The following is a 6223-nucleotide window of genomic DNA, read 5'->3' as shown; positions in this document are numbered from 1 at the left end:
GTTCTACGGCGTGCCGGGCAACAGCGTCGGCTGGTACCTGTTGCCCTTCGCGCTCGGCTCGTTCCTCGGCCCGCTGCTCCTCGGGCGGCTGTTCGACACGATCGGCCGGCGCCAGATGATCGCGTTCGGCTACGGGATCGGCGCCGCGCTGATGCTGATCGCCGCGGTCGTCGGCGGCGTCTGGGGTACGGCCGCGGAGGGCAAGTCGCTGGAGGACGTCTCGAAGCCGCTCGCGGCGGCTTAATCAGCCGCCAACCGACAGCCGGGTCTCGTTGCGTTCGTCGCATCGCGATCCGGCTACGCAGAGGGAAGCTCATCCCATCAGATCAGCCTGATCGGCCCTTCATAGCGCGCGATGATCCGATCGGCCGTGACCAGTTCCAGTCCCTCAATCAGAGCCTGCGCGATCAGGAGCCGATCGAACGGGTCTCGGTGGATGGGAGGTGGACGGGAGACCGCGGATGCGTGGGCGCCTGTGACGGGCAACTCGATATAGCCGTTGTTCATCAAGCCTTCCCGCAGGCTCTTCGCATCGACCTGGAAATCGTCACGGCCCAGCCCGCTCTTGATCGCGATCTCCCAAAGACTCGCCGCGCTGAACACGAGCGTATTCGCAGGGTCTTCGATGAGGCGGCGTGCAACCGGTGTCAGGCGATCGGAACCTGCTGCAGCCCAGAGCAGGATATGCGTGTCGAGCAGGTCGCTCACCGGTCTTCGAACGACGCCGCGATGTCGTCACGGCCCATCTGGTCGAAATCGTCGGGGACGTGGATGCGTCCGGCTAGAAATCCGATCCGTGACGTCTCGACGGATGTCGGCGCATCGATAGGCAGGACCCGCACCAGAGGCCGGCCGTCTTTCGCGATGATAAACGGCTCGCCCAAAGCCGCCTGTTCGACCAAGTGCGGCAGGTTGGTCTCGGCGTCCTTCAGATTGACCGTTCGCATCGATCCGGTCCCTGCCCTATCCGTCCGCCGCATCGCGCGGCGCCATCCTGGCATCGTAGGCCGTCAGCCCTCACTCCGCCACACCTGCCCGTGGTAGACGAAGCGCCGACCCTCGTTGGCGAGGGCCGCGAGCCCCCGGAAGGCGGGATCCTGGACCGTGATGACGCTGGTCGGGATCTGGCGCATCATCTCGGCGAACGGCGCCTTGCGCTCGAACGCGTCGCGAAACCCGCTCTCCTCCAGAACCTTGACGATGCGGGGGGCGATGCCGCCGCCGATATAGACGCCGCTGGTGGCCAGGAAGGTCAGGGCGAGGTCGCCGCAGACGCGGCCGAGCAGACGGCCGAACAGCTCCAGCGCCTCCGCGGCGTGCGGGTCGGAGGCGTTCAGCCCGGCCTCGGTCACCGCCGCCGGATCGATCTTGTCGTGCGGCCGGCCGGTGCGGACATGCGCCACCGCCGCGTGCAGCCGCGCCAGGCCCGGGCCCGACAGCACCGCCTCGACGGTCACGCGTCCCTCGACACGCTCCAGCGCGTGCCAGATCTTCTCCTCGAAATCGTCCGCCGGGCCGATATCGGTGTGCCCGGCCTCGGTGGAGACGATCGCGAGATGGGCGGCGTAGGGCACCAGGGCCGCCGCCCCGAAACCGGTGCCCGGTCCGAGCACGACCCGGGCGCCGCCCGGCACCGTCGGACAAGGCCCGACCGGCGTAAGATCGTGGGGCTCGATATCGGCGGCGCCGGCCGCGACCGGCACGTAATCGTTCACAACCACCGCCGAGGAGAGCCCGAAATCCTTCGCGATGCGCTCGCCGGCAATCTTCCAGTGGGCGTTGGTGAGTTGGACCTCCGGACCGTCGATCCGACCGGCGATCGCCAGGATCGTCGAGCGCGGCGCGGGCCCGGCATTCCCGCCCTTGGCCAACGCCGCCTTGATGGCGTGGGACGGGTCCGGATGGTCGGCGGTCGCCTCGTGCGACAGGAGCTGGGGCTCGGCGCCCGACTCGGCGATCAGGCCGAAGCGGGCATTCGTGCCACCGATGTCACCGATCAGAACCGGAAATTCGAACATCGACGCGTAGCCTTTTCCTGAGCGGGCTCACCGCGAGGCAGGCCGCGTGCCTGCCGCCGTGCCGCGAATGATAGGGCGGGTTCAGGCCGGCGGCAGGGCTTCTGGATCGATGCGGCCGCCCGCGGCCCAGTCCCGCAGCAGGGCCCGGACGGCGGCCGGGTCGGGCAGGCGCCGGGTCGCCACGGTGTCGCCGTCGCCGACCCGGACCGCGATGCCGCCATCCGCGTTCACGGACGCGAAGGCGATCTCGTCGGTCCGGTCGTCGCCGAAGAACACCGGACGGCGACCCGCGTAGGGGGAACGCTCCATGAAGGCGCGGATCGCATGGGCCTTGGTGGCTTGGGCCGGCACGATCTCGCCGACCGCCTTGCCGAGCTGGAGTCGGTAGGCGCCCCCCAGCGACTCGGCCGCGTCCTTGACAAGCACCTCGGCCCGGCCGGCATCGTCCGCGCTCGCCAGCCGCCAATGCACCGCCACCGAGGCGCCCTTGTCCTCGATCAGGACATCGGTGAGCGCCCGGCTCTCTGCATGAAGACGCTCGACGTGACGGCGCAACTCCGGATGATCCTCCGCCCGCACGCCCGACAGCGCCCCGCCGACCCGGCGCTCGACGCCGTGAAGCCCGGCCGCATCGAGGTGCGAGGGTGCCAGGAAGCCGTCGATCACCGAGACCGGCCGGCCGGTGACGATCGCCAGTGCCCCGCCGAGCCGGTCGCTCAGCCGCTCCAGGGCCTCGACCAATCCGGGCTCGACCTGCACCGCGTCCGGCCGCGGGGCGATCTCCGCAAGGGTGCCGTCGAAGTCGAGGAAGAGGGCGATGTCCATCGCGGTCGGTCCCGGGCCGTGAATGTCGGCCCCGGGCTAGCACGCGGCGGCCGTTCGCGGAACGGTGACCCGCTTCAACCTAGCGTTCAATATGGATACGATATACGTCGAAATCGTCATGGCACGTCCGCTCGCACGCCCCATTCCCGATCCGATCCAGCCCGGCCAGGAGAGCGTCTGGGATTACCCGCGGCCGCCGCGGCTGGAGCGCGTGATGGAGACGCTCCGGGTGGTGCTCGGCGGGGTAGCGATCGCGCAGACGGGCGGCGCCTACCGGGTGCTGGAGACGTCCCATCCTCCGACCTACTATCTGCCGCCCGGCGACGTGCTGGCCGGCGCGCTCTCGGGTCCGCGCCGCGGCGGCATCTGCGAGTGGAAGGGTCAGGCCGTGCTGTTCGACGTGCATGGCGGCGACCGGCTGGCGCCCAGCGCCGCGTGGTCCTACCCCGATCCGACGCCGGATTTCGACGCGATCTCCGGCTACGTCGCGTTCTACGCCCTGCCGATGGATGCCTGCTTCGTCGGCGCGGCGCGGGTCACGCCCCAGCCCGGAACCTTCTACGGCGGCTGGATCACCCCCGGCATCGTCGGCCCGTTCAAGGGCGGCGCGGGAACGATGGGCTGGTGATCCCACCGGGGCACGCTTTATCCTCCTGATCGAGCCGCACCGGCCGAAGGAGACGACATGAGCGCGCTGACCGAGATCGACCCGAAGGGCGCAGGGCTCAGCCCGGTGGGGCTCGCCCGAATCGCGCCGTGGATGGACCGGCTCGTGGCGGAGGGTCGGCTCGCCGGCCTGTCGGTCACCGTGGCACGGCGGGGCCGCATCGCCTTCGCCCGCGCCTGCGGACAGGCCGACCTCGCCCGCGGAACGCCGTTCACCCTCGACAAGGTGACGCGGATCTACTCGATGACCAAGCCGCTCACCTCGGTGGCGGTGATGCAGCTCTACGAGCAGGGCCTGTTCCAGCTCGACGATCCGGTCGCCCGGGTGCTGCCGGACTTCGCCGAGATGCGCGTGGCCGTGGGCGGCAACAGGGCGAAGCTGGAGACCGAGCCGGCGCGTCGTGCGATCACCGTGCGCGATCTCCTCACCCACACGGCGGGCCTCACCTACGGGTTCATGGAGGCGACCCTTGTCGACGCGCAGTACCGCGAGCACGGAGTGGATTTCCTCGCGCCGGAGGGCAGCCTCGCCGACATGACCGCCCGGGTCGCCCGGATGCCGCTGCTCGCCCAGCCGGGCAGCGCCTGGAACTACAGCGTCGCCACCGATGTGCTCGGCCAGTACGTCGCCGCCCTCACCGGCCGACCGTTCGCGGATTATCTGCGCGATGAGGTGATCCGCCCGCTCGGGATGGTCGACACGGATTTCCACGTCCGGCCCGAGCTGATGCCGCGCTTCTGCGCGACCTATGCGTATGACCGCGCGCGCCAGCTCAGGCTGTTCGACGATTCCGTGGACACCACCTTCGCGAAAGTCCCGGCCATCGCGTCCGGCGGCGGCGGACTCGTCTCGACCGCATCGGACTATCAGCGCTTCTGCCGCATGATCCTCAACTGGGGCACCCTCGACGGCAACCGCCTGCTCGGCCGGAAGAGTGTCGCGTTGATGCTTGCGAACCATCTCACGGGGGATCTGGCGGCCATGGGCACGCCGCGCTTCGCCGAGACTTCCTACACCGGGATCGGGTTCGGCCTGGGCTTTTCCGTGATGCTCGACCCGGCCCGGGCCCAGATTCTCGGCACGCCCGGCGAGGTCGCCTGGGGCGGCCTGGCCTCGACGGCCTTCTGGATCGACCCGGCCGAGGATCTCTCGGTCGTGCTCATGACGCAGCTCGTGCCGTCCTCGGCGCTGCCGATCCGGCGGGAGCTGCGGGTCCTGACCTACGCGGCGCTCGACGATTGAGCGCCGCCGGAGCATCGTGCGGTCAGACGGTTCGAACCGCGACGATGCTCCACCTCAATCATTGCGGAGCCGGCGCGTCCGCCGCGGCGGGCTTGGCCGACGGCTTCGCGCCCGCCTTGGCGGCGGGCTTGGGCGAGCCCGTGGCGAATTCCGGGTCGCTGCGCGGGCCATTCGGCGCGTTGGTCGCGCCGGCGAGCTGGCCGGGCAGGAGGTCGACGACCTTGTTCCAGGTCTGCGACTTGCACAGGAAGGCGATCAGGCAGCCCCGCACCGTCAGTTCGTTCGGCGCGTCGGTCCAGATGGTGACATCGTAGGACTTGCCGTCCTCGGAATTGTAGATCTTGCCCTCGTAATGGGCGTCGGCGTTCGGCTTCAGGCCCAGGATGAGCTGGTGGCCGAGCGAGGGGCGCGCCTGCTTCTTCGGATCCGGGTTCTTGAAGTCGACCCGCGGCTCGCCCTTGTCGTTGAGCGGCACCTTCAGCCAGACCACGTAGCCGCACAGCCGGTCGTTGGCGGCGCCACACTTTTCGAGGCGGACGCGGGCGCGGCCGTCTTCGGTGATGTAGGTGCCGCTGGGGTCAGCCGGTGTCGCGGCATGCGCGGGCGAACCAAACGCGGCGAGCGCCAGGGCCGCGAGCGGCGCGACCCGCCGACCGATCGAAGAAACCATCATACCCGAACTCCCCTGCCTCGCGCGCCCCGAAGGAACGAGACCGACCGCCTTGCGGACGGCCCCCGCGCTCGCGTCATCGCGCTCTCGCCGGGCCGAGCACCGGGCGGCTTGCGCGTCCTGCCCGCCGTCTCTCGCGCGAAGTTGTCCGCATCATGACGGCGCAGCCTAGGGCTGAGCCACGATGACCAGTCTTCGTGCCGACAGCCGGCCGGTCAGGTGCGGGACGGCGGAGCGCTCCGGCCCGGTCCGAGCGGCCGCTGCATCAGGGTCACGTCGAGCCAGCGATCGTGCTTGTAACCCACGCCCGCCAGGGTGCCGACCGGCGTGAAACCGAAGGCGGCGTGGAGCGCAACCGACGCGGGCGAGTCGCTCTCGGCGATGACCGCGACCATGGTCCGGCCGCCGATCCGTTCGGCTTCGACGATCAACGCGCCGAGCAACGCTCGTCCGACGCCCGTACCCCGGGCCGAACGAGCGACGTAGATCGAATCCTCGAAGGTCGAACGATAGGCCGCGCGCTGGTGATAGGGACCGGCATAGGCGTAGCCGGAGACTGCGCCACAGCTGATCGCCACGAGGTAGGGAAACCCGCCGTCGCGCAGGACGGCGAAACGGCGCCCCATCTCCGCGACGTCCGGCGGCTCAAGTTCGAAGCTCGCCGTGCCTGTGCGGACGGCCTCGCCGTAGATGGCCGCAATCGCCGGGATATCGGCCTGGGTCGCGGGACGGATCGCGTGGCTCATGGCCCGAACATACGGCTGCCGGAGCTGAAACGGCAATGCGCGACCACCCCGTGGG

8 protein-coding genes and 1 pseudogene are annotated in these 6223 nt (G+C 69.9%); 3 read left to right on the top strand and 6 right to left on the bottom strand.

Annotated elements, in window-relative coordinates:
* Positions 1 to 244: pseudogene (locus FV233_RS03805) on the top strand (hypothetical protein); the annotation flags it as partial.
* 77 nt (positions 245 to 321) lie between these two features.
* On the opposite strand, the gene FV233_RS03800 reads toward FV233_RS03805, so the two are convergent.
* From FV233_RS03800 to otsB, 4 genes are all read right to left on the bottom strand, one after another.
* Positions 322 to 708: a type II toxin-antitoxin system VapC family toxin gene (locus FV233_RS03800; protein ID WP_147855067.1), complete on the bottom strand. Its 387-nt coding sequence runs from the start codon at positions 706 to 708 to the stop codon at positions 322 to 324.
* On the bottom strand, positions 705 to 947 hold the full coding sequence (locus FV233_RS03795; RefSeq protein WP_138910056.1) for a type II toxin-antitoxin system prevent-host-death family antitoxin: 243 nt from the start codon (positions 945 to 947) through the stop codon (positions 705 to 707). Before FV233_RS03795 ends, FV233_RS03800 begins: the two co-directional genes overlap by 4 nt.
* A gap of 63 nt (positions 948 to 1010) precedes the next feature.
* Positions 1011 to 2018 (bottom strand): glucokinase, encoded by a 1008-nt coding sequence (locus tag FV233_RS03790; protein WP_147896658.1) that lies wholly within the window; start codon positions 2016 to 2018, stop codon positions 1011 to 1013.
* Between the two features lie 81 nt (positions 2019 to 2099).
* Positions 2100 to 2843, bottom strand: a complete 744-nt coding sequence (otsB, locus tag FV233_RS03785) for a trehalose-phosphatase (protein ID WP_147896657.1) — start codon at positions 2841 to 2843, stop codon at positions 2100 to 2102.
* A gap of 118 nt (positions 2844 to 2961) precedes the next feature.
* On the opposite strand from otsB, the gene FV233_RS03780 reads away from it, so the two are divergent.
* Together FV233_RS03780 and FV233_RS03775 are read left to right on the top strand one after the other, a co-directional pair.
* On the top strand, positions 2962 to 3471 hold the full coding sequence (locus FV233_RS03780; protein ID WP_147896656.1) for a DUF427 domain-containing protein: 510 nt from the start codon (positions 2962 to 2964) through the stop codon (positions 3469 to 3471).
* Positions 3472 to 3528: 57 nt separating this feature from the next.
* Positions 3529 to 4752: a serine hydrolase domain-containing protein gene (locus FV233_RS03775; RefSeq protein WP_147896655.1), complete on the top strand. Its 1224-nt coding sequence runs from the start codon at positions 3529 to 3531 to the stop codon at positions 4750 to 4752.
* Between the two features lie 58 nt (positions 4753 to 4810).
* Here the strand turns inward: FV233_RS03775 and FV233_RS03770 are convergent, their stop codons facing one another.
* Both FV233_RS03770 and FV233_RS03765 read right to left on the bottom strand, forming a co-directional pair.
* Positions 4811 to 5425, bottom strand: coding sequence for a DUF2147 domain-containing protein (locus FV233_RS03770; RefSeq protein WP_147896654.1), 615 nt, complete (start codon positions 5423 to 5425; stop codon positions 4811 to 4813).
* A gap of 212 nt (positions 5426 to 5637) precedes the next feature.
* Positions 5638 to 6168 (bottom strand): GNAT family N-acetyltransferase, encoded by a 531-nt coding sequence (locus FV233_RS03765; protein ID WP_147896653.1) that lies wholly within the window; start codon positions 6166 to 6168, stop codon positions 5638 to 5640.
* Positions 6169 to 6223: the final 55 nt, after the last annotated feature.

Source organism: Methylobacterium sp. WL7 (genome assembly GCF_008040085.1).
GTDB lineage: Bacteria > Pseudomonadota > Alphaproteobacteria > Rhizobiales > Beijerinckiaceae > Methylobacterium > Methylobacterium mesophilicum.
This window is presented reverse-complemented; position numbering and strand designations above follow the sequence as displayed.